24 protein-coding genes and 3 tRNA genes are annotated in these 24,259 nt (G+C 70.2%); 17 read left to right on the top strand and 10 right to left on the bottom strand.

Annotation, left to right across the window (positions count from 1 at the left end; translation table 11 throughout):
* Nucleotides 1–99 precede the first annotated feature (99 nt).
* The 4 genes from alaS (at nt 100) to PQS31_RS03060 (ending at nt 3,446) form a co-directional block, all read left to right on the top strand.
* Nucleotides 100–2,745 carry an alanine--tRNA ligase gene (gene alaS, locus PQS31_RS03075; RefSeq protein WP_272761198.1) on the top strand — a complete coding sequence of 882 codons (2,646 nt, stop codon included), beginning with the start codon at nt 100–102 and terminating at the stop codon, nt 2,743–2,745.
* A 159-nt stretch (nt 2,746–2,904) separates the two neighbouring features.
* Nucleotides 2,905–3,123 carry a carbon storage regulator CsrA gene (gene csrA, locus PQS31_RS03070; RefSeq protein WP_272761196.1) on the top strand — a complete coding sequence of 73 codons (219 nt, stop codon included), beginning with the start codon at nt 2,905–2,907 and terminating at the stop codon, nt 3,121–3,123.
* 52 nt (nt 3,124–3,175) lie between these two features.
* Nucleotides 3,176–3,268: transfer RNA gene (locus PQS31_RS03065), tRNA-Ser, on the top strand.
* 101 nt (nt 3,269–3,369) lie between these two features.
* Nucleotides 3,370–3,446, top strand: a tRNA-Arg gene (locus PQS31_RS03060).
* Between the two features lie 482 nt (nt 3,447–3,928).
* Here the strand turns inward: PQS31_RS03060 and PQS31_RS03055 are convergent.
* The 7 genes from PQS31_RS03055 to PQS31_RS03025 form a co-directional block, all read right to left on the bottom strand.
* Nucleotides 3,929–5,212 (bottom strand): nucleotide sugar dehydrogenase, encoded by a 1,284-nt coding sequence (locus PQS31_RS03055; RefSeq protein ID WP_272761195.1) that lies wholly within the window; start codon nt 5,210–5,212, stop codon nt 3,929–3,931.
* Between the two features lie 68 nt (nt 5,213–5,280).
* Nucleotides 5,281–6,126 carry an alpha/beta fold hydrolase gene (locus PQS31_RS03050; protein ID WP_272761194.1) on the bottom strand — a complete coding sequence of 282 codons (846 nt, stop codon included), beginning with the start codon at nt 6,124–6,126 and terminating at the stop codon, nt 5,281–5,283.
* Nucleotides 6,123–6,935 (bottom strand): bifunctional hydroxymethylpyrimidine kinase/phosphomethylpyrimidine kinase, encoded by an 813-nt coding sequence (gene thiD, locus PQS31_RS03045; protein ID WP_272761193.1) that lies wholly within the window; start codon nt 6,933–6,935, stop codon nt 6,123–6,125. The genes PQS31_RS03050 and thiD overlap by 4 nt, the downstream gene beginning before the upstream one ends.
* A 37-nt stretch (nt 6,936–6,972) precedes the next feature.
* The gene (locus PQS31_RS03040; RefSeq protein ID WP_272761192.1) at nt 6,973–7,653 is read right to left on the bottom strand and encodes a YoaK family protein; all 681 of its coding nucleotides are present in this window, start codon (nt 7,651–7,653) and stop codon (nt 6,973–6,975) included.
* Between the two features lie 198 nt (nt 7,654–7,851).
* A complete protein-coding gene (locus PQS31_RS03035) occupies nt 7,852–9,252 on the bottom strand; it encodes a PhoH family protein (protein ID WP_272761191.1) in 1,401 nt (466 codons plus the stop codon).
* A 130-nt stretch (nt 9,253–9,382) separates the two neighbouring features.
* Nucleotides 9,383–9,865, bottom strand: coding sequence for a peroxiredoxin (locus tag PQS31_RS03030; RefSeq protein WP_272761190.1), 483 nt, complete (start codon nt 9,863–9,865; stop codon nt 9,383–9,385).
* Between the two features lie 83 nt (nt 9,866–9,948).
* Nucleotides 9,949–10,542, bottom strand: coding sequence for a glycine cleavage system protein R (locus tag PQS31_RS03025; protein ID WP_272761446.1), 594 nt, complete (start codon nt 10,540–10,542; stop codon nt 9,949–9,951).
* Between the two features lie 188 nt (nt 10,543–10,730).
* On the opposite strand from PQS31_RS03025, the gene dapA reads away from it, so the two are divergent.
* Nucleotides 10,731–11,633: a 4-hydroxy-tetrahydrodipicolinate synthase gene (gene dapA, locus PQS31_RS03020; RefSeq protein WP_272761189.1), complete on the top strand. Its 903-nt coding sequence runs from the start codon at nt 10,731–10,733 to the stop codon at nt 11,631–11,633.
* Nucleotides 11,634–11,654: 21 nt separating this feature from the next.
* A complete protein-coding gene (locus PQS31_RS03015; protein WP_272761188.1) occupies nt 11,655–12,167 on the top strand; it encodes a hypothetical protein in 513 nt (170 codons plus the stop codon).
* Nucleotides 12,168–12,240: 73 nt separating this feature from the next.
* Here PQS31_RS03015 and fdxA read toward each other — a convergent pair whose 3' ends face one another.
* Nucleotides 12,241–12,564, bottom strand: a complete 324-nt coding sequence (gene fdxA, locus PQS31_RS03010) for a ferredoxin FdxA (protein ID WP_272761187.1) — start codon at nt 12,562–12,564, stop codon at nt 12,241–12,243.
* A gap of 199 nt (nt 12,565–12,763) precedes the next feature.
* Nucleotides 12,764–12,839 (bottom strand) — tRNA-Glu (locus PQS31_RS03005).
* Nucleotides 12,840–12,964: 125 nt separating this feature from the next.
* On the opposite strand from PQS31_RS03005, the gene pcnB reads away from it, so the two are divergent.
* The 8 genes from pcnB to PQS31_RS02965 all read left to right on the top strand — a co-directional run bounded on the left by pcnB (nt 12,965) and on the right by PQS31_RS02965 (nt 19,468).
* The gene (gene pcnB, locus PQS31_RS03000) at nt 12,965–14,287 is read left to right on the top strand and encodes a polynucleotide adenylyltransferase PcnB (RefSeq protein WP_272761186.1); all 1,323 of its coding nucleotides are present in this window, start codon (nt 12,965–12,967) and stop codon (nt 14,285–14,287) included.
* 26 nt (nt 14,288–14,313) lie between these two features.
* A complete protein-coding gene (gene folK, locus PQS31_RS02995) occupies nt 14,314–14,802 on the top strand; it encodes a 2-amino-4-hydroxy-6-hydroxymethyldihydropteridine diphosphokinase (RefSeq protein WP_272761185.1) in 489 nt (162 codons plus the stop codon).
* Between the two features lie 4 nt (nt 14,803–14,806).
* The gene (gene panB / locus PQS31_RS02990) at nt 14,807–15,622 is read left to right on the top strand and encodes a 3-methyl-2-oxobutanoate hydroxymethyltransferase (RefSeq protein WP_272761184.1); all 816 of its coding nucleotides are present in this window, start codon (nt 14,807–14,809) and stop codon (nt 15,620–15,622) included.
* Nucleotides 15,623–15,645: 23 nt separating this feature from the next.
* Complete coding sequence (locus PQS31_RS02985) at nt 15,646–16,029, top strand: GFA family protein (protein WP_272761183.1); 384 nt, start codon at nt 15,646–15,648, stop codon at nt 16,027–16,029.
* 54 nt (nt 16,030–16,083) lie between these two features.
* Nucleotides 16,084–16,944 carry a pantoate--beta-alanine ligase gene (gene panC / locus PQS31_RS02980; RefSeq protein ID WP_272761182.1) on the top strand — a complete coding sequence of 287 codons (861 nt, stop codon included), beginning with the start codon at nt 16,084–16,086 and terminating at the stop codon, nt 16,942–16,944.
* Between the two features lie 111 nt (nt 16,945–17,055).
* Nucleotides 17,056–17,436, top strand: coding sequence for an aspartate 1-decarboxylase (gene panD, locus PQS31_RS02975; protein ID WP_272761181.1), 381 nt, complete (start codon nt 17,056–17,058; stop codon nt 17,434–17,436).
* A complete protein-coding gene (gene pgi, locus PQS31_RS02970; RefSeq protein ID WP_272761180.1) occupies nt 17,436–18,968 on the top strand; it encodes a glucose-6-phosphate isomerase in 1,533 nt (510 codons plus the stop codon). Before panD ends, pgi begins: the two co-directional genes overlap by 1 nt.
* Nucleotides 18,965–19,468, top strand: coding sequence for a GNAT family N-acetyltransferase (locus PQS31_RS02965; RefSeq protein WP_272761179.1), 504 nt, complete (start codon nt 18,965–18,967; stop codon nt 19,466–19,468). The genes pgi and PQS31_RS02965 overlap by 4 nt, the downstream gene beginning before the upstream one ends.
* A 34-nt stretch (nt 19,469–19,502) precedes the next feature.
* Here the strand turns inward: PQS31_RS02965 and queG are convergent, their stop codons facing one another.
* Nucleotides 19,503–20,537, bottom strand: a complete 1,035-nt coding sequence (queG, locus tag PQS31_RS02960) for a tRNA epoxyqueuosine(34) reductase QueG (protein ID WP_272761445.1) — start codon at nt 20,535–20,537, stop codon at nt 19,503–19,505.
* Nucleotides 20,538–20,620: 83 nt separating this feature from the next.
* Between queG and PQS31_RS02955 the strand changes: the two genes are divergently transcribed.
* The 3 genes from PQS31_RS02955 to PQS31_RS02945 all read left to right on the top strand — a co-directional run bounded on the left by PQS31_RS02955 (nt 20,621) and on the right by PQS31_RS02945 (nt 24,199).
* On the top strand, nt 20,621–22,138 hold the full coding sequence (locus PQS31_RS02955) for an NAD(P)H-hydrate dehydratase (protein ID WP_272761178.1): 1,518 nt from the start codon (nt 20,621–20,623) through the stop codon (nt 22,136–22,138).
* Complete coding sequence (tsaE, locus tag PQS31_RS02950) at nt 22,135–22,620, top strand: tRNA (adenosine(37)-N6)-threonylcarbamoyltransferase complex ATPase subunit type 1 TsaE (RefSeq protein ID WP_272761177.1); 486 nt, start codon at nt 22,135–22,137, stop codon at nt 22,618–22,620. The genes PQS31_RS02955 and tsaE overlap by 4 nt, the downstream gene beginning before the upstream one ends.
* An 88-nt stretch (nt 22,621–22,708) precedes the next feature.
* The gene (locus PQS31_RS02945) at nt 22,709–24,199 is read left to right on the top strand and encodes an N-acetylmuramoyl-L-alanine amidase (protein WP_272761176.1); all 1,491 of its coding nucleotides are present in this window, start codon (nt 22,709–22,711) and stop codon (nt 24,197–24,199) included.
* Nucleotides 24,200–24,259: the final 60 nt, after the last annotated feature.

Genomic DNA, 24,259 nt, shown 5'->3' with positions numbered 1-24,259 from the left:
GCCTGCTACCCTTTGCCGATTGGGCGACAGCGTCGCGCCGACCCGCCCGCAGGCGGCGGCGGGCCGTGGCGCATGCCCGTTTTCGTCAACGCCAGGCCTATGACCACGCAGACCCCGACCAGCACCGCGCAGATCCGCGCCGATTTCCTCGAGTTCTTCAAAGGCAGGGGGCACACCATCGTGCCGTCGGCGCCGCTGGTGCCGGGCAACGACCCCACGCTGCTGTTCACCAACTCGGGCATGGTCCAGTTCAAGGACGTGTTCCTGGGCGCCGAGAAGCGCAGCTACGTGCGCGCCGCCGACGTCCAGCGCTGTCTGCGCGCCGGTGGCAAGCACAACGATCTCGACCAGGTCGGCTACACCGCGCGGCACCACACCTTCTTCGAGATGCTCGGCAACTGGTCCTTCGGCGACTACTTCAAGAAGGACGCCATCGCCTGGGCCTGGGAACTGCTGACTCAGGTCTGGAAGCTGCCGGCCGAGCGCCTGCTGGTCACCGTCTACCACACGGACGACGAGGCCTATGCGCTGTGGCGTGACATGGTCGGCATTCCCGAAGAGCGGATCGTCCGCATCGGTGACAACAAAGGCGGGCCGTTCGCTTCCGACAACTTCTGGCAGATGGCCGACACCGGCCCCTGCGGCCCCTGCACCGAGATCTTCTACGACCACGGCCCGGCGCACTTCGGCGGACCGCCGGGCTCGCCCGACGAGGACGGCGACCGTTTCATCGAAATCTGGAATCTGGTCTTCATGCAGTTCGACAAGCAGCCCGACGGTACGCTGCTGCCGCTGCCGGCACCCTGCGTCGATACCGGCATGGGCCTGGAGCGTCTGGCCGCGATCCTGCAGGGCGTGCACAGCAATTACGAGATCGATCTGTTCCAGGCGTTGATCCGCAAGGCCGGCGAGCTGACCGGCACGACCGATCTGGAGAACAAGTCGCTGCGCGTGATCGCCGATCACATCCGCGCCTGCAGCTTCCTGATCGTCGACGGCGTACTGCCGTCCAACGAGGGGCGCGGCTACGTGCTCCGCCGGATCATCCGCCGCGCGCTGCGTCACGGCTGGATGCTCGGCGTGCGCCGGCCGTTCTTCAGCGCCATGGTCGCCACGCTCGACGCCGTGATGGGCGAGGCCTACCCCGAGCTGCGTGAGAAGCGCGATCTGGTCGAGCGCGCATTGCGGGCCGAGGAGGACCGCTTCGCCGAAACCCTGGACGCCGGCATGCGCATCTTCGACGAGATCGCGACCCGCAGCCAAGGCGCGATTCCGGGCGAGGACGCGTTCCGGCTCTACGACACCTATGGTTTTCCGCTGGATCTGACGGCCGACATCGCGCGTGAGCGCGGGCTCGAGGTCGATATGGCCGGCTTCGACGCCGCGATGCAGCGTCAGCGCGACACCGCCCGCGCCGCGGGCAAGTTCGCCTCCAGCGCCGGTCTGCCGGCCGACCTCGTCGCACAGCTTTCGCCCACTGTATTCGAAGGCTACGACGCGACCGACGCCTCCGGCCTGGAGGTCGTGGCATTGCTGCGCGACGGGCGCCCGGTCGACGCGATCGACGCCGGCGACGAAGCCGTGGTGATCCTCGACCGCACGCCGTTCTACGGCGAATCCGGCGGCCAGGTCGGCGACACCGGCACGCTCGATGCCGACGGTGTGCGCTTCGACGTCGACGACACGCAGAAGTTCGCCGGCCAGTTCCACGGCCACGTCGGTCGGCTGACCGCCGGTACGCTGCGTCGCGGCGACCGCCTGCGCGGCGCGGTGGACGATGCACGGCGCGCCAGCATCCTGCTCAACCACAGCGCCACGCATCTGCTGCACGGGGCGCTGCGCGATCTGCTCGGTAGCCACGTCGCCCAGAAGGGCTCGCTGGTCGCCCCGGAGCGCCTGCGCTTCGACTTCTCGCATTTCCAGCCGGTGACCGGTGAGGAGCTCGGCGAGATCGAACGCCGGGTCAATGTCGAGGTGCGTGCCAACCACCCGGTCACGATCGAGCAGATGGACATGCAGTCCGCGCTCGACGCCGGCGCGATGGCGCTGTTCGGCGAGAAGTACGGCGAGCGCGTGCGCGTGGTGACGATGGGGAACTCGGTCGAACTGTGCGGCGGCACCCATGTCGACCGCACCGGCCGCATCGGCCTGTTCAAGCTGGTTTCCGAAGGTGGCGTCTCGGCGGGTGTACGCCGGATCGAGGCGCTGACCGGACAGGCGGCGCTGGATCATGTGCGCGCCGAGGAAGAGCGCCTGCGCCAGGCCGCCGGCCTGCTCGGCGGCAGTGCGGCCGATGTCGGCGACCGCGTGCGTGCGCTGCTCGATCGTCAGAAGCAGCTGGAACGCGAGCTCGACGCGCTCAAGGCCAAGGCGGCCAGCGGCGCGACGTCGGACCTGGCCGCGGGTGCGGTCGATGTCGCCGGGCTGAAGGTCGTGGCCGCGCGGATCGAAGGGCTCGACGCCAGGGCCCTGCGGGACGCGGTGGACCGTCTCAAGCAGCAGCTGGGTGATGTCGTCGTGGTGCTGGCCGGCGCCAACGATGGCAAGGCGGCGCTGGTGGCGGGCGTCGGCGGTGCCGCGGCGGGCCGGGTCAAGGCGGGTGAGCTGCTGTCGGAGATCGCCGGCCGGATCGGCGGCAAGGGCGGCGGCCGCCCGGATCTCGCCCAGGGCGGCGGCGAGGACGGTCCGGCCCTGCAGGCAGCGCTCGCGGACGTGGGGCGCTGGGTCGCCGAGCGGGCCGGTTAAGCGCGCGATAAACACGTTCCGGCGGCGGTTGACCCGCCGTCCGCCGCAGGACATCCTTTCCCGTTACACAGTGGCCTGTAATCGGTTTCCAATGGTCGAGAACGGTCCGAATTGCAGTCCATGCCGCCACGACAACGTGTCGGCCCGAGGAGATTCCCAATGTTGATTCTGACCCGACGTGTCGGCGAGACGCTGATGATTGGAGACTCCGTCTCCGTGACCGTCCTGGGCGTCAAGGGCAACCAGGTGCGCATCGGCATCAACGCGCCGAAGGACGTGTCGGTGCATCGCGAGGAGATCTATCAGCGCATCCATCGCGAGGGTGCGGACGAGCACGCGGACGGCGACGCGCAAGAAAGTTTGCCGCAGGCGAGGTGACCCGGTATCCTTCGCACCTCGCTCGAACGTCACACCTCGAGCGGGTTGCTACGGAGAGTTGCCCGAGTGGCTGAAGGGGCTCCCCTGCTAAGGGAGTATGGGGCTTAAAACTCCATCGAGGGTTCGAATCCCTCACTCTCCGCCACTGCTTGATTCGATCGGATTCCCGCGGGAATCAGCGAAAAAAATCTCGCAGAGCGGTTGACGAAACACAGGTTCTTCTGCAAAATTCCGCTTCTGTTCCACGCGCCCGTAGCTCAGTTGGATAGAGCACCAGGCTACGAACTTGGGGGTCGGAGGTTCGAATCCTTCCGGGCGCGCCAGAACACACAGGAAAGCCAGCGACGCGTCGCTGGCTTTTTTGTGTGCGCGTGGTGTGCCCGGCGTGGGCTCCGTTGAGATCGCACCGGACGGCGCATGCCGCGAAGCGATCCGGATGGTGTCGGCGTCGCGGTCTGTCGACGCGTCGAGACGATGTGCCGGGCGGGATCGCGCTCCCTTCGGTGCGATGGATCCGTGCATGGGTGCATGTGCGCGATGCCGGCATCGATGCGGGCGCGGGAGGGCGCTGGCGTGGCGTTGGCACGACGATCGGGGCGGCACCGTCGGGGCGTCAGACAGCGCCGACGGTGCGGTGGCTCGGGTCGCGCCCGCGATGCCGTCCGCGATCTGGAACGCCCAGCCTGCTCGCCGGTCGCGGGCGCGCGCGTCGCGACCCGGATGTCGGGACGTCATCGGCGCGAAAGGCGGCCGCGACTGCAAGCGACGCGCCCCGGCGGGCGCGCCCGGCCGTGGACCGCCGGGCTCAGAGCCGCGCGTCGGCCTCGGCGAGCGCCGCCTTGACGTCGAACAACACTGCGCCGGGCTTGCCCAGCGCACGGATGCCGGCGCTGCCCAGCGCGATGAACTGGGCGTGCGGCACCGCCAGGATCATCGCGTCGTAGGTCTGCGCTGCAGGCTCGGCGACCAGCGCCAGACCGTGCTCGGCCTGTGCGTACGCCGGCGCGACCCAGGGGTCGTGCACGTCGACCTCCACGCCGTAACTGCGCAGTTCGGCGACCACGTCGACCACGCGCGTATTGCGCAGGTCCGGGCAGTTCTCCTTGAACGCAAGCCCCAGCACCAGCACGCGCGCGCCGGAGGTCTGCAGACCTCGGCGGTGCATCAGTTTGACCACGCGCTGGGCCACGTGCAGACCCATGCTGTCGTTGATGCGACGGCCGGCGAGAATGACTTCCGGGTGATAGCCGATCTCCTGCGCCTTGTGGGTCAGGTAATACGGGTCCACGCCGATGCAGTGGCCGCCGACCAGGCCCGGCCGGAACGGCAGGAAATTCCACTTCGTTCCGGCCGCCTCGAGGACTTCATGCGTGTCGATGCCGAGGCGCTCGAAGATCAGCGCGAGCTCGTTGACCAGGGCGATGTTGACGTCGCGCTGGGTGTTCTCGATGACCTTGGCGGCCTCGGCGACGCGGATGCTCGACACACGATGCGTCCCCGCCTCGACGATGTCGCGATACAGCGCATCGACGAACTCCGCCGAATCCGGGCACGAGCCCGCGGTCACCTTCAGGGTGTTTTCCAGGCGATGCAGTTTGTCGCCGGGGTTGATGCGCTCGGGGCTGTAGCCCACGTGGAAATCCTCGCGGAAGCGCAGCCCGGAGGCCGCTTCGAGAATCGGCACGCAGATTTCCTCGGTTGCGCCGGGATAGACGGTGGATTCGAAGATCACCACGTCGCCGCGGCCGAGCGCGGATCCGACCGCGCGGCTGGCGCTCTCCAGCGCCGAGAGATCCGGGCGCTTGTAGGCGTCGACCGGAGTCGGCACGGTGACGATGTGCACGTTGCAGGCGCCGAGATCATCGGCATCGGCGCTGTAACGCAGATGCGCGGCGGCGCGCAGATCGTGCTCGGAAAGTTCGCGCGTGTGGTCGTGGCCCCGGCGCAGGCCGTCGATGCGCTCGCGATCGATGTCGAAGCCCAGCGTCGGATGACGGCGTCCGAACGCCACCGCGAGCGGCAGGCCCACGTAACCCAGGCCGACGATCGCGATGCGGATGTCGTCACGTGCGGGTAGCGCTGCGCTCATTGCGTCGGTTCACCATCGGAAAGGGCCGGCGCAGTGTAGCGGACGCGTCGGTGCCTAACCGATGCGCGTCAGTCGCTGCGGGTCAGCCACTCGACGACGGCGTCGGGCCGTTTCATCCATGCGAAGTGATCGGCTGCTACACCCAGCGCCGCCGCATCCAGCGATACGACCGCGGGTACGGACGTGCCGAGCTTCGAGAGCAGGAAGTGCAGCGACGACGGCGGCCCCAGCCAGTCGGCCTGCAGGCAGACCGCGCGCACCGGCACATCGACACGCGCGAGCGCCGCGTCGAGGTCGAGCTCCAGCCCGGCTGCGCGGTAGGACCCGGTGATCCCGCTGCGGCTCCAGTCGGCGATCACGCCGGGCGCCTCGTTGCCGGCGAAGCCGAGGCGGCGCCCCGGAAGCACGCCGCGCACACGTGACAGCCAGGCCATGAAGCGGTACAGCGGCGGCAGTGCATAGCGCTGCGGCACCGGAAACGCACGCCAGTACGGTGCACCGCTCGCGACCAGCCACAAGGCGCCGACGCCGTCGGGCTGGCGCGCGAGGTGGCAGCACGCCAGCTGTCCGCCGAGACTGTGCCCGCCGATGACCGGCGCAAGACCGGCGGTCGCAGCGCGCATGGCGCGTGCGCTGGTCGCGATGTCCTCGTCGAGCAGTTCGCGATAGCCCCAGTCCGCGCCGCCACCGGCGCGCAGCCCGCTCGAGCCGATGCCGCGCCATTCGTGCAGGAACACCGCGACGCCGCGCGCGGCGAGTCGTTCGGCGAGCGGCAGATAGTGCTTCGCAGGCACGCCCATCGCGGGCAGCCAGAGCAGGGCGCGATCGGCGTCGTCGGGAATCCGGGCGATCAATTCGTAGCGGTGACCGTCGGCCGTGACCAGCGTCTCGAGACGCGATGCCGCCGTGCTCATCGCGTCCGCGGCGCGAGATGGCCGAGCACGCTGACGTCGCCGCGTCCGGGGCGGTATGCCGCGCGCATCGCCGCATGCACGTAGTCGATCGCGGCGCGGCAGGCATCGGCCGGCGCTTCGCCGCGCGCGATGCGCGCAGCGATCGCGGACGACAGCGTGCAGCCGGTGCCGTGGCCGTCGACCGCCAGACGCGGCCCGCGGTGCGCGAAACGTGTTGCCGGGTCCGCGTAGCGATCGACGACGGTGTCGCCTTCGTCCAGGTGGCCGCCCTTGAGCAGGACGCCGCGCGCACCCAGGCCGCGCAGCGCCTCGAGCGCGACGTCGGCGGCCGCGGCGTCGACGATCGGACGGCCGAGCAGCAATTCGGCCTCGGGAATGTTGGGCGTCAGCACCGTCGCCCGCGGCACCAGTCGCGTGCGCAGCGCATCGAGGGCGTCGTCATCGAGCAGCTTGGCGCCGGAGGTCGCGATCATCACCGGATCCAGCACCACCGCCGCACCGGGCTGCGCATCCAGTGCATCGGCCACCGCGTGCACGATGTCGGCCGTCGCCAGCATGCCGATCTTCACCGCGCGGATCTCGAAATCGTCGAAACAGGCATCGATCTGCGCCTGCAGGAAGGTCACCGGTGGCGCGTGCACGGCGGTGACGCCGCGCGTGTGCTGCGCGGTCAGCGCGGCGATCGCCGACAGGCCGTGGATATCGTGGGCGGCGAAGGTTTTCAGATCCGCCTGGATACCGGCGCCGCCGCCCGAGTCGGAGCCGGCGATCGTCAGGACGGAGACGGGGCGTGGGACGGAAGCGTTCATGCGGCCATTGTGCCTGCTCGGCCGTGGCGGACGCTGCTCAGGTGGAGCGTTCCGGGGCGACGCCGCGCCACTGGCGATAGGCGGCGTAGCCGAGGCCGGTGGCACCGGTGAGCGCGGCCGGCACCAGAAGCGCGTGGTAGCGGACGTGTCCGAACAGCCAGGCGCCGATCAGGCCGCCGACCAGGAAACCCGTGATGATCAGCGCGCTCAGCGCCAGGCGCCGCACCGGCAGCGGAAGGCCGCGCAGCAGATGGCCGAGCCCGATGCCCAGATCGGTGAACATGCCGCTCAGGTGCGTGGTGCGCACGAGCGCGCCGCTGTAGGTGGTGACCATCGCGTTCTGCAGGCCGCAGGCCATGGCCGCGAGCAGGGCGCCGAGCAGATGGACACGTTCGAACGCCGGGACCGCGATGGCGAGCAGCAGGGCCTCGAGCGCAAGCGCCACCCCGTAGCGCCGGCCCAGGCGCAGCGTGTCGTCCTGCAGGATCAACCCGCTGAGCGTGGCCCCGGCGCAGAACGCCAGCACCACCGCGCACAGGTGCGCGACGGTGCGCCAGTCGTGCTGCACCAGCGCCGCGCCGAGCAGGCTGGTGGTGCCGGTCAGGTGGCTCACTGCCTGGTGCTCGAAGCCGAGATAGCCGACCACGTTGACCATACCCGCAACGCAGGCCAGCGCCACGGCACCGATCCACACCCAGGCCGGCAAGCGCATGTCCACGTCAGCGGTGCCGTTGTGCGTCGACCGCCGAACGGGTGCGCGGATGGTCCCGACGCGCGACGTGCGCCCTCGCACGGGCACCATCCGGCGCCGTGACGCGTGGGCCCGCGCAATCGCTGCGGCGGCGCCGCTGCGTGCGGCATCCACTCGCTGCACATTGACCCTGCGGCCCTCCGGCCAGCCGCAGGGCCCGTTCCATCACAGCACCTCGGACGCGAAGTCGGCCAGACGCGAACGCTCACCCCGGCGCAGGGTGATGTGCGCGCTGTGCGCCCACTGCTTGAAGCGGTCCACCGCGTAGGTCAGGCCCGAGGTCGTCTCGGTGAGATACGGGGTGTCGATCTGCTCCACGTTGCCGAGGCACACGATCTTCGTGCCCGGACCCGCGCGCGTGACCAGCGTCTTCATCTGCTTGGGCGTGAGGTTCTGGGCTTCGTCGAGAATCAGGTAGCGCGACAGGAAGGTGCGCCCGCGCATGAAGTTCATCGAGCGGATCTTGATGCGCGATGCGAGAAGATCGTTGGTCGCCGCGCGCCCCCAGCTGCCGCCGTCCTGGTTGTGGGTGAGCACTTCGAGGTTGTCGGTCAGCGCGCCCATCCACGGCGTCATTTTTTCCTCCTCCGTGCCCGGCAGGAAACCGATGTCCTCGCCGACGCTGACCGTCGCGCGGGTCATGATGATCTCGCGGTAGCGCTGCTGGTCCATCGTCTGCGCCAGGCCTGCAGCCAGCGCCAGCAGGGTCTTGCCGGTGCCTGCGGTGCCGAGCAGGGTGACGAAATCGACATCCGGGTCCATCAGTGCATTGAGCGCGAAGTTCTGCTCCCGGTTGCGCGCGAGAATGCCCCAGACCGCGTGCTGGTTGTGGCGGAAATCATCGACGATCTGCAGGGTCGCGCGTCCGTTCTCCACGCCGACCACGCGGAACTCCGATTCCTCGTCACCGGGCAGATAGAGAAACTGGTTGGGATACCAGTCGTCGTTCGCATCGGCCGCCAGTTCGTAGAAGGTGCGACCGCGATCGGTCCACGAACGCAGGTCCTTGCCGTGGCGCGCCCAGAAATCCTCCGGAAGCGCGGTGGCGCCGGTATAGAGCAGGCTGAAATCGTCGAGCGCGCGGTCGTTCTCGTAATCCTCGTTGGGGATGCCCGCGATGGCGGCCTTGATGCGGAGATTGATGTCCTTGGAGACGAACACCACCGGGTAGTCGGGTTCGGTGCGCAGCAGGTCGAGAATCGCGCCCAGGATGCGGTTGTCCGGCGCGGCCACGCCGAAGGAGGTGGGGTCCTCGGCCGGGACCGTCGTCTGGAAGCGCAGCTTGCCCACACTCTGGCCACCGCGCAGTTGCAGGCCCTGCGGGCGCTGCAGCGGCAGCCCGGACGCGATGTGATCGCTGCCCGCCGCCTCGATCAGTTCGTTGATGAAACGGCTCACCTGCCGCGCATTGCGGCTGGCCTCGCTGGTGCCCTTCTTGCCGTTGTCGAGCTCTTCGATCACCTGCATCGGCAGATAGACATCGTGCTCCTCGAACTTGAACAGCGCGGTGGGGTCGTGCATCAGCACGTTGGTGTCGAGAACGTAGACGCGCTTGCCTTGGGTCATCATCGGCGTGTCGGAAATCCTTGAGAGAGGGAAGAACACGGCGTGTCGGCGCCGCGCAACACACACGCACACGGTCGCATCGCCTGACCCCGTGGAGCGGAGTGGCGATGCGGACGGGTCGGGGCGGCTGTCACTGGGCCGTGGCAGCCTTCAGGGCATCGAGCACGGCCTGGGCATGGCCCGGCACGCGCACCTTGCGCCATTCGGCCGCGATGCGGCCGTCGGGATCGATCAGGAACGTGCTGCGCTCGACGCCGAGCACCGTTCGACCGTACATGTTCTTCTCGCGAATCACATCGAACGCGCGGCACAGGGCCTCGTCCGCGTCGCTGACCAGCGGAAACGCGAAACCCTGCTTGGCGCAAAAGTTGTCGTGTGATCTCACGGAATCGCGCGAGACGCCGAGGACGTCGGCACCGAGCGCCGAGAACGCCGGCAGCAACGCGTTGAAATCCAGGCCTTCGGTCGTGCAGCCGGGCGTGGAATCCTTGGGGTAGAAGTACAGGACCAGCCAGCGTCCGGCGTGGTCGGCCAGCGTGGTCTGCGTGCCCCCGGAGAGTGCCAGCGGCAGCTGGAGGGTGGCTTTCGCGAGCTTCTTGCGTGTTCCGCTCATCGTTCGAACGGGTGTTCCAGTGCGATGGTCGTGATCACAATGCGCGCGCGCTGCGGCTTTCGCAAGCGTCTGCGCGCGCCACGTCAGAACTTCATCGGATCCATGATCGCGTCGAGGTTGAGGTGGTCGCAGAATTCGAGGAAATCGTCGCGCAGCGCGGCGATGTGCATGTTCGAGGGAATGCCGATCGTGATCTGCGCCGAGAACATGTCCGCGCCGGTCTGCATCGCGCGGTAGCGCGAGGAGTGCAGACTCTCGATCGTGATGCCCTGGCGGTCGAAGAAATCCGCCAGCTGGAACAGGATGCCCGGCTTGTCGGCCGCGACCACTTCGACCACGTACGGCAACAGGTTGGACTGCACGGGCTTCGGACCGGTGCGATACCAGACCAGCTTGAGATCCTCCTCGCGCTCGAGCCGGGCGAGCATGGCCTCGAGCTTGGCGACCGCATCCCAGGGGCCGTTGGCCAGCGCGGTGACCGAGACGTCGCGGCCCACCGTGGACAGGCGCGTGTCGACGAGATTGCAGCCGCTGTCGGCGATCCGGCGCGACACCGACAGCAACGGCGAAGCCGGATGCGTGGTGTAGGCGTTGATCAGCAGGTAATTCTCGTTCGGCGACGGACGGGAAGCGGTATCGGTATCGGTCAAGGCGGGGTCCGCGGCGGGAATATCGATGCGGCCACGTGGATCGGGGGCCGCTGGAGGGTGAACGGCAGCCCGTCCCGGGATGCACGCGGGGCCAGCATACTTGCCCGTACTTCGCGGCCGCAAGTAACATCGGCCGGCGTTTTTCGCGTCATTCCGCCGTCCGCGCGCGCCTGCAACCGGCGCCACGCCCTCCCGCTTCGTCCTGGATTCCCATCGTGCGTCTTTCCGGCAGCATCACCGCGCTCGCAACTCCGTTCACCGCCAGCGGCGATCTCGATCGCGCGGCGTGGAAACGGCTGGTGACGGCGCAGCTCGAGGCGGGCACCCAGGGTCTGGTCGTGGCGGGGTCCACCGGCGAGGCCGCGATGCTGGACGAGGCGGAGTACGCGTGGCTGCTGTCGTCCGCACTGGACCTGGTGGCGGGGCGTGTGCCGGTGCTCGCGGGCACCGGGCAGGCGTCGACCGCCGGCACGCTCGCGGCGACCCGCCGGGTCGCGGCGCTCGGCGCGGATGCGGCGCTGGTCGTGGTGCCGCCGTACGTGCGCCCCACCCAGGCCGGCCTGATCGCGCATTTCCGCGCCGTGGCCGACGATGGCGACGTGCCGGTGGTGTTGTACAACGTGCCCGGCCGTACCGGCACCGACATGCTGCCCGAGACCGTCGCCGCGCTCGCCCCGCATCCGCGCATCGTCGGCATCAAGGAGGCGCACAACGGGGTCGAGCGCATGCAGGCGCTGCTCGGGCTGCGCGATGCCGGCTTCGTGGTGCTCAGCGGTGACGATCCGACCGCGGCGCGCGCGATGCTGTCCGGCGCCGACGGTACGATCTCGGTGGTGTCGAACATCATCCCGGCCGCGTTCCGCCAGTTGTGCGATCTCGCACGCGACGGCCGCGCCGACGAGGCGCATGCCTGGAATGCGCGGCTGCAGCCGATCCACACCTTCTCCGGCATCGAGTCCAATCCGATTCCGGTCAAGGCGGTGCTCGCACGGCAGGGCTGCGGCCACGGTCTGCGGCTGCCGTTGACGACACTGGCCGACGCGCATCGCGCCCAGGCCGACGATGCGGCGCGACTCGCGGCGGACCTCGAAGCGTCCTGCCGCGCCCGCGCCGCCTGATTTCCCAGGAGACCCGTACCGATGCGTCGATCCCAATCCCTTCTTCGCCCTTTCGGCCTGGCCGTGCTGGCGGTCGCCGTCGCGGGCACCGCCGGATGCAGCTGGCTCAAGCGCGACAACGCGCTCTACGCGCAGAGCCCGGAGAGCCGTCCGCTGGAGGTCCCGCCGGATCTCGACCTGCCGCGCACCGACGGCGCCATGGCGTTGCCGCCGGCCGCGGGCTCGGTGACACGCTCGGGGATGGCCGCCGCCCCGGCGGCGTCGAATGTCGTGTTCACCGTGGCCGGCCAGCGCGATGATGTGTTCACCCGTGTCGGCGAGGCGCTCGCGGGCGCCGAGGGCGTGACGGTGTCGAGCCAGTCGCAGGCGCTGGGCACCTACGAGGTGAGCTATGCGGGCAGCCAGTTCCTGGTGCGCGTCAGTGCCGCCCAGGGCGGCGTCGCGGTGTCGGCGGTCGATCCGCGCGGCGTTGCGGCCACCGGTGATGCACCGGTGCGCCTGATCGCCATGCTGCAGGCGGCGCTCGCCCGCTGAGCCGGCGCCCCAGCCGGACGTGAAACGGAAAACGGGCGCCGGTGGCGCCCGTTTTCATATGTCGGCGCGCCCGTCAGCGCTCGAGCAGCGGCAGTTTGTCGGGCTTGCCTTCCCAGTCCTTGGCGTCGGGGGCGGGATCCTTGCGCGTGGTGATCACCGGCCAGGCGCGCGACAGCTCGGCGTTCAACGCCACGAACTGCTCCTGCCCGGCCGGCACGTCGTCTTCCGGATAGATCGCGTTGATCGGACACTCCGGCTCGCACAGGGTGCAGTCGATGCACTCGTCCGGATCGATGACCAGGAAATTCGGGCCTTCGTGGAAGCAATCCACCGGACAGACTTCGACGCAGTCGGTGTATTTGCACTTGATGCAGTTTTCGGTGACGACGAACGGCATGATCGGCGGGTCGGTGGTGATACGAAGGCGGGGGAGTGTACGGCAGGCGGTCGCCGGCGCGTGCGAAGTGTTCGCATTTGAGGCCCGGCGCGGCGTGCCGAATGGCCAGCGGCCCGGCTCCGGCATCGCAGCGGCGGCCGCATCGCGCGTCTCTCAACGCAGATGGCCCATGCCGGGCGGCATGGGCCATCGCGTGATATGGCGCTCCCTACGGGATTCGAACCCGTGTTTTAGCCTTGAGAGGGCCACGTCCTAGGCCTCTAGACGAAGGGAGCATTGTGCGCCGCGATCGCGGCCACCGGTTGGACGACCGGCCTGCAAACGTTCGTCGACGTGTGCAGCTTGCTAGTATATCAGGCTTGCGGGCGCCGCAACGCCGCCTCTGGAATATTTTCGCTTGATGGACAACGCCGCATCCCTGCCCGCCGCCGACCTGCGGATCATTCCGCGAGACCAGCACTCGATCTCCCGGCGCCAGATCAGCCAGAACGCATTGCGCGTCCTCTATCGGCTGCACGAGGCCGGCCACCAGGCCTACCTCGTCGGCGGCGCGGTGCGTGACGTCCTGGTCGGTCTGGCTCCGAAGGATTTCGACGTCGCCACCGACGCCACGCCCGAGCAGGTCAAGGCCCTGTTCCGCAATTGCCGGCTCATCGGTCGCCGCTTCCGTCTGGCGCACGTGGTGTTCGGGCGCGAGATCATCGAGGTCGCGACCTTCCGTGCCAATGTCGACGACGGCAGCGGTGATCGCGAGGTCCACGACGGGGGGCGCCTGCTGCGCGACAACGTCTACGGCACGGTCGAGGACGACGCGGTCCGGCGTGATTTCACCGCCAACGCGCTGTATTACGCGATCGCCGATTTCTCGGTACGCGATTACGTCGGCGGTTTCGAGGATGTCGAGAATCGCGTGCTGCGCCTGATCGGCGACCCGGACACGCGCTACCGCGAGGATCCGGTACGCATGCTGCGTGCGGTGCGACTGGCCGCGAAGCTCGGCTTCACGATCGAGGCCGGCACGGCCGAACCGCTTCCGCGTCTGGCCGGCCTGCTCTGCGAGGCGGCGCCGGCACGGCTGTTCGAGGAATGCCTGAAGATGTTCCTGGCCGGCCACGCGGTCGCCAGTTTCGAGGGGCTCGAGCGTCACGGCCTGCTCGGTGCGCTGTTTCCCGAAACGGCGGCGGCCATCCGGAGCAACCGCAGCGGTGCATTGCGCGCGATGGTGCTCGCTGGCCTGCGTTCCACCGATGCGCGCGTGGCGGCCGACGAGCCGGTGTCGCCGGCGTTCCTGTTCGCCACGCTGCTGTGGCCGGCGTATTGCCGCGCATTGATGAAATTGCAGGCCGACGGCGTGCAGCCGGTCGACGCCCAGCGCCGCGCGGCGGACCGCGTGACCCTGCACCAGTTGGCCACGGTCGCGCTGCCGCGCCGCTTCTCGATGCCGATGCAGGAGATCTGGCTGCTGCAGTCACGATTCCCGCAGCGCCAGCGCAAGCGCGTCACCCGCATGCTCTCGCACCCGCGATTCCGAGCGGCCTTCGATTTCCTGGTGCTGCGCCAGACGGCCTCCGACGAGCACACCGCCGACGTGGCGTTCTGGCAGGAGGCCCAGAACGATCCGGACCATGCGATCGCGCTGTTCCCGGGTGACGAGGACGGCGGTGAACCGGGCCAGGCACCGCGCCGGCGCCGGCGTCGGCGTCGCACGGCGCCGGCCGGCTGACACGCCCCGGCGCTGCGCCGATCCGCATGCGTGCACGCGTCTTCATCGGCCTGGGCGCGAACCTGGGCGACGCCGCGGCGACGCTGCGCGCAGCGCTGGATGCGTTGGCGGCGCAGCCGGAGTTGATCGGTGTGCGCGGCTCGTCGCTGTACCGCACGCCCGCCTGGGGCCGGGAGGACCAGCCCGACTTCATCAATGCCGTGGCGACATGCACGACGACGCTGGCGCCCGCGGCGCTGCTCGCACGTCTGCTGGATATCGAGCGCGGTTTCGGGCGCGAGCGTTCGGCGGATGCACGCTGGGGTCCCCGCACGCTGGACCTCGATTTGCTGCTGTACGGCGATGCGTCGATCACGTTGCCGGAACTGACCGTGCCGCATCCCTACCTTCACGCGCGCGCGTTCGTCCTGGTGCCGCTGCTGGAACTCGAGCCCGATGCCGTGATTCCCGGTGTCGGCTCCGCCGCCGCCGCGCTCGCGCGCGTGGATCGCGGTGGCATCGAAGCGCTACGCTAGCGCGATGGACACATCCCACTCCGCGCCGGTCACCGTGCCCGCGCTGTTCGAGGCCCGCGCCGCCGGTCGCCGGCTCGCGATGCTGACCGCCTACGACGCCGGTTTCGCCCGCGTGCTCGACGCGGCCGGTGTCGATCTGCTGCTGGTCGGCGATTCGCTCGGCATGGTGGTGCAGGGCCACGGCTCGACCCTGCCGGTCACCGTCGACGACATCGCGTATCACACCGCCTGCGTCGCGCGCGCGGCGCGGCGCGCGCTGGTGGTCGCCGACCTCCCGTTCCAGGCCGATGCGACCCCCGAGCGGGCGCTCGACGCCGCCACACGCCTGCTCCAGGCCGGGGCCGGCATGGTCAAGCTCGAGGGCGCGAACCCGAACAAATGCGAGGTCGTGCGCTTCCTGGTGGAACGCGAGATCCCGGTCTGCGCGCATCTCGGGCTGACCCCGCAGTCGGTGCTGCGTTTCGGCGGATTCAAGGTGCAGGGGCGCGGCGACGCGGCTGCGCAGGCGCTGCGCGAGCAGGCGCACGCCGTCGTCGAGGCGGGTGCGGCGCTGATGGTGCTCGAAGGCGTGCCCGCGCCGCTGGCCGCCGCGATCACCGCGGCATCGCCGGTGCCGACGATCGGCATCGGCGCCGGGGCGGACTGCGACGGACAGGTACTGGTGCTGCACGACATGCTGGGCCTGGACAGCGGTCATCGCCGTCCGCGCTTCGTGCGCGACTTCCTCGCCGAGGGTGGTTCGGTCGACGGCGCGGTACGGGCGTATGTCGCGGCCGTACGCGACGGCCGTTTTCCGGGGCCCGAGCACAGCTATCGGTAACCTTCGCGTCGGGAGCGTCAGCGATGCCGAGTGGATCCTGCCTGTGCGGTGACGTGCGGTTCGAGGTCGCAGTGCCGCTGGCGCCGCCCGACGCCTGCCACTGCGTGGCCTGCCGGAAATCGTCGGGGCATGTGTTCGCATCCAGCGACGTGCCCGTCGAGGCCCTGACGGTGCGTGACCCGCAGGGCGCATTGCGCTGGTACGCGAGTTCGCCGAAGGTGCGGCGCGGCTTCTGCGGGCGCTGCGGCGCGTCGCTGTTCTGGGCGCCGATCGGCGGCGCGAAGATCGCCGTCGCCATGGGCGCCTTCGATACACCGACGGCCACCCGGCTGCACATGCACATCTTCGTGGCCGAGCAGGGCGACTACTACACGATCGACGACGGCCTGCCGCAGCACGCGCGCTGACGCGCGGGCCGGCGGATCTGCGAAAATCGCGCATTCCCCGCAAGCGGATCCGCCGTGATCGACATCGTGCAAGACCTGGATGCGCTGCGCGCGCGCGTGGCCGGCTGGAAACGCGAGGGACTGCGCGTCGGCCTGGTGCCGACGATGGGCAACCTGCATCCCGGGCACTACGCGCTGGTCGAGGCGCTGAAGCCGCACGTCGACCGCATCGTCGCGAGCGTGTTCGTCAATCCCACGCAGTTCGGTCCCAACGAGGATTTCGATCGCTATCCGCGTACGCCCGAGGCCGACGCCCGGGGGCTGGACGCCGCCGGCTGCGACCTGCTGTGGCTGCCCTCGGTCGAGACCATGTACCCGCTGGGCGTGGCGCGCACGGTCACCGTGCGCGTGCCCGGCATCACCACCATTCTGGACGGCGCGCATCGGCCGGGCCATTTCGACGGTGTGGCCACGGTGGTCGCGCGGCTGTTCAACCAGGTGCAGCCGGATGTCGCCGCCTTCGGGCGCAAGGATTACCAGCAGGTCGCGGTGATCACGCATCTGGTCGCCGACCTCGCGTTCCCGGTGCGCATACTGCCGGTGGCGATTTCCCGCGAAGCCGACGGCCTGGCCCGCAGCTCGCGCAACCAGTACCTCGATGCGGAGGCCCGCGTTCGCGCCCCGGCGCTGTATCGGTCGCTGGCGTCGCTGCGCGACGCGCTGCAGGCGGGACAGTCCGCCGCGGCGGCCGAGGCCGGGGCGGTCGAAGCGCTGCGCGCCGCCGGCTTCGAGGTGGATTACGTCGAGGTGCGGGCGCCGGATCTGGCGCCGTATGCGGGCGGAGACGGCGTGGCGCTGGCCGCGGCCCGGCTGGGGCGCACGCGCCTGATCGACAACCTCGAATTCAGCTCGGGCGCGGGCGACGCCGCCGGCTGAACCCACGGCCGGCCCCTGGACGGGGCGTGTTGCGATGCCACATCGCGTCCCTATACTTGCCGGTTCCTGCGGGACTTTCCGCGTTTCCCGATGCCTTCCGGCCGTATCGCCATGCAACTGACCCTGCTCAAAGCCAAGATCCATCGCGCCTCGGTGACCCACGCCGAACTGCATTACGAAGGGTCCTGCGCGATCGACGCCAACCTGCTCGAGCTGTCGGGCATCCGCGAGTACGAGCGCATCGAGATCTACAACATCAACAACGGCGAGCGTTTCGCGACCTACGCGATCCGGGGCGAAGCCGGCAGCGGCGTGATCTCGGTCAACGGCGCCGCCGCGCACAAGGCCGGCGTCGGTGATCTGGTGATCATCTGCGCCTACGGTGCGCTGGACGAGTCCGAGGTCGCGGCGTTCAAGCCCAAGCTGGTCTACGTCGACCGCCAGAACCGGATGACGCATACCAACGATTCGATTCCGGCGCAGGCGGCCTGATGGCCACGGCGGCGCAGCGGATCGATTCCACGCTGGCGCCGCATGCGCGACGCCTGGACGCGGCGCGGATCGCCGACCTGGTCACGGCCGACACCGGACGCCCGCGCGATTTCGCGCTGCGCGTCGGCGGCCTGTATGCCAGCTTCGCGCGCCAGCGCTACGACCGCGACGCGCGGGACGCGCTGGTCGCCCTCGGCGACGCGGCCGGCCTGCGCCAGGCCGTCCGTGCCCTGTTCGACGGAGTGACCGTCAACACCTCCGAAGGCCGGCCGGCGCTGCACGTCGCCCTGCGCTCCGCGCTGTCGCAGGCCCCGATCGCGCGCGATGCCCACGCGCAGGCGGCCCGGGCGCGCACGCGCATGGCGGAGCTGGTCGCCGCGCTGGAGGCGTCGGACGTGACCGACATCGTCAACGTCGGCATCGGCGGCTCGGATCTCGGGCCGCGGCTGGTGGTCGACGCGCTCAAGGATTTCGGCACCGGCCGGTTCCGCGTGCACTTTCTCACCAACGTCGACGGCAGTGACGCCCAGCATCTGCTCAAGGGGCTGGATCCGGCGCGCACCGCGGCGATTCTGGTGTCGAAGACCTTCAGCACCCAGGAAACCCTGCTCAACGGCGCCGTGGTCCGCGACTGGCTCGGCGGCAGCGAGCGCCTCTACGCGGTCAGTGCCAACGTGCCGCGCGCCGAAGCCTTCGGGGTCGCGCCCGAGCGCGTGCTGCCGATGTGGGACTGGGTGGGCGGTCGCTATTCGCTGTGGTCGGCGGTCGGTTTCTCGATCGCGCTGGCGGTCGGCATGGCGGGGTTCGAGGCCCTGCTCGCGGGCGCCGCGGACATGGACGCGCACGTGCTCGAGGCGCCGCTGGCGCAGAACCTGCCCGTGCTGCACGCGTTGACCGCGATCTGGAACCGCAACGCACTGGGTCTGTCCACGCACGCGGTGTTGCCCTACGACGAGCGTCTGGCGCTGCTGCCGGCCTATCTGCAGCAGCTGGTGATGGAGAGTCTCGGCAAGTCGGTCACCCCGGACGGCGACGACGTGGGCATCGAGACGGTCCCGGTGCTCTGGGGCGGCCCCGGCACCAATTCGCAGCACAGCTTCTTCCAGGCCCTGCACCAGGGCACGCAGGCCGTGCCGGCCGATTTCATCGGCGTGGTCTCGCCGGCGCATCCGTACGTGGAGAACCACGCTGCGCTGCTGTCGAACCTGCTGGCGCAGACCGAGGCGCTGGCGAACGGCTACGCGGCCGAAGATCCGCAGAAGTCCTACCCGGGCAATCGCCCGTCGACGCTGCTGCTGCTCGACCGGCTCGCCCCGCGCAGCCTCGGCGCGCTGATCGCGCTCTACGAGCACAGCGTCTATGCGCAGTCGGTGCTGTGGGGCATCAACGCCTTCGACCAGTGGGGCGTGGAGCTGGGCAAGCGCATCGCCGGCGAGCTGCTGCCGGCGGTCCGCGGCGACGGTGTGGCTGTGGACGACCCGGTCACCGGCGCGCTTCTGGACGAGATCCGCGCGCGCGCCGCGCGCGGGTGAGCGCGGGCCTCCGCATCCGCCATGCCGAGCCGGCGGATGCCGCCGGTCTGCATGCGCTGTTCTCCGAAGCGCCGGCCTACACCGGCACCCTGCAACCGCCGTATTCGTCACTGGACACGTGGACACGGCGCCTGTCGGGCATGCCGGGCCACGTGGTCCAGCTGGTCGCGGACGACGCCGGCACCGTGGTCGGCGCCGCCGGTTTCGAGGTCCTGCAGCATCCCCGCCGCCGGCATGTCGCCAACCTCGGTATGGCCGTGTCGGCCGCGCGGCACGGCGAGGGCATCGGGCGTTCCTTGCTCGCGGCCGCGATCGACACTGCGGAGCGCTGGCACGGCGTGCGCCGGATCGAACTCGAGGTGTATCTCGACAACACGGCCGCGATCGCGCTCTACACCGCGCACGGCTTCGAGCGCGAAGGCACCGCCCGCGCCTATGCGCTGCGCGATGGTGCGTACGTCGATGTCGCCCTGATGGCGCGACTCGCTGCCCAATCCTGAGGCGCGGGGGGCGTTCGCGCCGCCGTGCGCCGGCTCACGCCATGCCGTGCTGCGCCAGCGCCCATTCGATGTGCTCGTCGACCAGGGCATCGCCCGAATGCCGGCGGCTGTGCAGCGCCGCGATCGTACCGGGCGTCGTCGGCGCATTGCCGAGGGCGACCGCGATGTTGCGCAGCCAGCGCCGGTGGCCGCTGCGGCGGATCGGCGAGCCTTCGGTGCGCTGCAGGAAGTCGTCTTCGTTCCAGGCGAACAGCTCGGCCAGGCTGGCGGTGTCCAGATTGTTGCGCGCGCGGAAGTCCGGCTCGTCGGTGCGCCTGGCGAACTTGTTCCAGGGGCAGACCAGCTGACAGTCGTCACAACCGAAGATGCGGTTGCCGATCAGCGGCCGCAGCGCGGGATCGATCGCGCCGTCGTGCTCGATGGTCAGATAAGCGATGCAGCGACGTGCATCCAGCCGGTGCGGCGCGATGATCGCCTGCGTCGGACAGACCTCGATGCAGCGCGTGCACGTCCCGCAGTGCGCGGTGGCGGGGGCATCCACCGGCAGCGGAATGTCCACGTAGATCTCGCCGAGGAAGAACCAGGAGCCGCCGTCCTTGTCGATCAGGCAGGTGTGCTTGCCGATCCAGCCCAGGCCTGCGTTGCGGGCCAGCGCACGCTCGAGCACCGGCGCCGAGTCGACGAACACGCGGTGGCCGAACGTGCCGAATTCCGCGGCGATGCGGTCGGCGAATTTCTGCAGCCGGTTGCGCATCAGCTTGTGATAGTCGCGGCCCAGCGCATAGCGCGCGACGTAGGCGCGGGTGCCGTCGGCGAGCGTGGTCCAGGCACTGTCGTCGTCGTTGCGGCCGTAATCCAGACCGACCGAGATCACCCGCACCGTGCCCGGCAGCAGCGCGGCAGGGCGCGCGCGCAGGTCGCCGTGGCGCGCCATCCAGTCCATCGTGCCGTAGAGGCCGCGGGCCAGCCAGTCGCGCAGGTGGGCTTCGTCCTCGCCGAGTTCGATGCCGGTGATACCGCAGCGCTGGAAGCCCATCTCGGCGGCGATCGCACGCACGCGCTCGGCCATGCGCAGCGGCGAGGGCGCGCATGCGACGGCGTCGATGGCGGAGGCGGGCTGGCTCACGATGCGCCAAGTATAGAATCCGCGCGATGAGTGCTCCCTGTGCCACTACCGCTGCCGCCGCTCCCGGCACCCTGCTGTACGACGCCGAGGCGCTGCGCGCGATCGAGACGGCGGCCCTGGCCGACGTCGACGATCCGGGCGCGCTGATGGCGCGCGCCGGGCAGGCAGGGTGGCGCTCGGTGCTCGCGCACTGGCCGCAGGCGCGACGTCTGCTCGTGGTCTGCGGGCCGGGAAACAACGGCGGCGACGGCTTCGTGCTCGCGCGTCACGCGCTGGAATCAGGGCGCGAGGTGCAGGTCGTGCGCCTGGCCACGGACGCGCCGCGCACGCCGCCGGCGCAGGCGGCCTGCGCGGCGTTCCTCGCCGCGGGCGGTGAGGTATCGGACTTCGAAGCCGATCTGCCGCCGGCCGACCTGGTCGTCGATGCGCTCTACGGCATCGGGTTGTCGCGGGCGGCCGAGGGCGAGGCGGCCGAATTGATACGCGCAATCAATGCATCGGGCGCGCCGGTGTTCGCACTCGATGTGCCCAGCGGTTTCGATGCCAGCCGCGGCAGCGCGCCCGGGCCCGCCGTGCACGCCACCCGCACGCTCCAGTTCCTCGCCGCCCATGTCGGGCTGCAGACGGGCGACGGGGGCGATCACGCGGGCGAGCTGTCGCTGGACGCGCTGGGTGTCGGGCCCGCCGCATGCGCCGCGGCGACGCCGGCCGCGCGTCGCGTCTCGGTCGGCGATCTCGCGCACTGGCTGCAACCGCGCGCGCGCAACAGCCACAAGGGCGCGTCGGGCCGCGTGCTCTGCGTCGGCGGCGACCACGGCTTCGGCGGCGCCGTGCTCCTCACGGCCGAAGCCGCGCTGCGCACCGGCGCGGGCCTCGTCAACGTCGCCACCCGCGAGGCGCACATCGCGCCGCTGCTGGCCCGCTGTCCCGAAGTCATGGCGAGCGCGGTGGGGACCGACGCCGCACTGGCCGGCCTGCTCGAGGCCGCGGACGTGGTCGCCCTCGGTCCGGGACTGGGGCGCGGCGCCTGGGCGCACGGACTGTATGCCGACGTGCTCGACGCGGCACCTGCGCTGGTGCTCGATGCCGACGCGCTGAACCTGCTCGCCGGCGCACCGCGTGCGTTGCCGGTCGGCACGATACTCACGCCGCATCCGGGCGAAGCCGCGCGTCTGCTGGCCTGCACGACGTCCGACGTGCAGCGCGACCGTCCGGCCGCGGTACGCGCCCTGGCGGCGCGCTGGTCGGCCGTCGTCGTGCTCAAGGGCGCCGGCACCCTGGTTGCCGCGCCCGGTGTCACGCCGTGGCTGATCGCCGCCGGCAATCCCGGCATGGCGACCGGCGGCATGGGTGATCTGCTGACCGGCGTGATCGCCGCGCTGCGCGCCCAAGGGCTCGCGCCCGAAGACGCGGCCGTCTGTGGCGCGCTGCTGCACGGGGCCGCGGGGGATGCCGCTGCACGCGAACGTGGCGAGCGCGGCCTGCGCCCGACCGATCTGTTCACGGCGCTTCATGCGCTCGCCAATCCGGAGCCACGCCGATGAGCGAGGAACACGACGCCTGGAGTCTCCCTGACGAGGCCGCCACGGTGACGTTCGCGCAGGCGCTGGCCGCCACCGCGCCGATACCGTCGGTCGTCCATCTGGTCGGTGACCTGGGCGCAGGCAAGTCGACGCTGGCACGCGGCTGGTTGCGTGCACTCGGCGTCACCGGCACGATCCGCAGCCCCACGTACACGCTGGTCGAACGCTATCCCGTCGCGGGCGGCGAGGCACTGCACCTCGATCTCTATCGCATCGGCGACGCGGGTGAACTCGAATTCCTGGGACTCGACGACGTCGCGGCGACGTTGTGGCTGATCGAATGGCCGGAGCGTGGGGCGCAGGCGCTGCCTGCGCCGGACCTGCGGATCATGCTGGAGCACGCGGGGGCAGGGCGGCGGGTTGTCCTCGAACCGGTCGGCCCGGGCGGACGCGACTGGTCGACACGTCTGAGGGCGCGACCGGAGCTTGGGCCCCTTTCCTGAACCGAAACCACAGGAAGGCTGTGCAGGCTCCGGATTTGAAAGGAAAAACGTATTGCATTGTCCTGGCGGCGATGATTGACTAGGCCGCATGCGCATCCGGGGGATCAATCCGTCTCAGGCCTTGCTGGCGATCGCGCTGCTCGTTGCGCTGTGCTGGAACTTGGCCTATGGCGCGGAGTTGCGCGGCGTCGACGTGCGCAGCGGGCCGACAGGCACGTCGGCCGAGCTCAGGCTCGACGCCCGCGCCGAGTACAAGGTGATTCCGCTGGGCAATCCCGACCGGCTGGTCGTCGATCTGCCCGGAACACGCCTGCGCAGCGGACTCACGCTGCCGCCGGGACAGGGCATCGTCAAGGCGGTGCGCAGCGGTCAGCCGGTTGCCGGCACGACGCGGATCGTCTTCGACCTGTCCAATGCCACGGTGGCGACGCCGCCGCGGATCGAGGACGGGCCCGATGGCGTGCGTCTGGTTCTGCAGTGGCCCGGGGACGGCGAGGGTGATCCGATCGCCCGGATCGCGGCGCAGGCCGCGCCGGCGGTCGCGGCGCCCGCGGCAGGCAGCACGCCGACGCCCGCGGCCCCGGTCGATCCCGCGCCGGCATCCAACGACGCCACGACCCGGCTGATCGAGTCCATGCGTCAGCAGACCGCGACGGCCGCTGCGCCGTCGGTCACCACCGAACCCGCTTCGGCATCCGCCAATCCGCCCGCGCCGGGCGCTCCGCCGGTGCAGACGCCGGCGGTTGCAGCCGCGCCGGTGGCCACGCGTCCCGAGCCGGCAGCCACGCCGGCGCCGTCCACGCGCGCGCCCGCGCCGCCGGTCATGACCTCGGCGATGCGTCCGCTGGTCATCGCGATCGATCCCGGTCACGGCGGGCAGGACCCCGGCGCGATCGGGCCGGCGGGCACCTACGAAAAGCACATCGTGCTCGCGATCTCGCGCGAGCTGGCGCGCCAGATCAACGCGACGCCCGGCATGCGCGCGCATCTGATCCGGGACAACGACGCCTACGTCGAACTGCCGCAACGTGCGCGCCGGGCGCGCCAGGCGCGGGCGGACATGTTCGTCTCGATCCACGCCGACGCCGCGCTCAACCGCGCGGCCTACGGATCGTCGGTGTACACCCTCTCCACGCGCGGCGCCTCGTCGCAACAGGCCCGCTGGCTGGCGGACCGCGAGAACAATGCCGACCTCGTCGGCGGTGTGCGCCTCGAACGCGACACCCTGTCCTCGGTGCTGCTGGATCTCGCCCAGAGCGGCCACATGAAAGCCTCGCAGGACGCCGCCGAGCACGTGCTGACCGGTCTGCGCGCGCTGGGCAAGACCCACAAGCCGAACGTGGAGTACGCGAACTTCGCCGTGCTGCGCAACGCCGACATGCCGGCGATGCTGGTCGAGACCGGCTTCATCTCCAACCCCGAAGAAGAGCAGCGCCTGCGCGACCCCGCCCATCAGCGCCGCATCGCCACCGCGGTGCTCGACGGCATCAATGCCTTCTTCACCAACCAGCCGCCGCCGGGCACCTTGTACGCCGCACGCGCCGCGGCCGCGGCGCAGCAGGCGGGCGGCAGTCCCTGAGCGCGCGTCGGCGCGTCCCGCGTCGAGGTATCGAACCCGCGCGTCGCATGGCCGGTATCA

The sequence above is a fragment of the Luteimonas sp. BLCC-B24 genome, from assembly GCF_028550595.1.
Classification (GTDB): Bacteria; Pseudomonadota; Gammaproteobacteria; order Xanthomonadales; family Xanthomonadaceae; genus Luteimonas.
Note: the sequence above shows the minus strand (reverse complement) of the source record. Positions and strands in the feature narration are given on the sequence as shown.